At 47.7% G+C, this 298-nt stretch carries 1 tRNA gene and 1 rRNA gene; both read left to right on the top strand.

Features of this window, described 5'->3' with window-relative positions:
- The first annotated feature begins 34 nt into the window (after nt 1-34).
- Nucleotides 35-152, top strand: a 5S ribosomal RNA gene (gene rrf, locus V7D18_RS25560).
- Nucleotides 153-159: 7 nt separating this feature from the next.
- Nucleotides 160-232 (top strand) — tRNA-Ala (locus tag V7D18_RS25555).
- Nucleotides 233-298 lie beyond the last annotated feature (66 nt).

Raw genomic sequence — 298 nt, 5'->3', positions numbered from 1 at the left:
AATTGAATAAGAAAACATCAGAAGACAAAGAATTTCTGGTGCCGATGCGCTTAGGGGACACACCCGTTCCCATCTCGAACACGATGGTTAAGACCTAAGCGGCCGATGGTACTATACTGGAGACGGTATGGGAGAGCAGGTGGGTGCCAGATTATATTTGGGGGTGTAGCTCAGTTGGGAGAGCACCTGCCTTGCAAGCAGGGGGTCAAGAGTTCGAATCTCTCCATCTCCATTCGATGTTAGAAAAAGCATTGAACACAGTTATTTATCGATTGTGTACGCTTTTGAAGGCATCGCG

Source organism: Lacrimispora sp. 38-1 (assembly GCF_049890855.1).
In the GTDB taxonomy this organism is placed as follows: Bacteria; Bacillota; Clostridia; order Lachnospirales; family Lachnospiraceae; genus Lacrimispora.
This window is presented reverse-complemented; position numbering and strand designations above follow the sequence as displayed.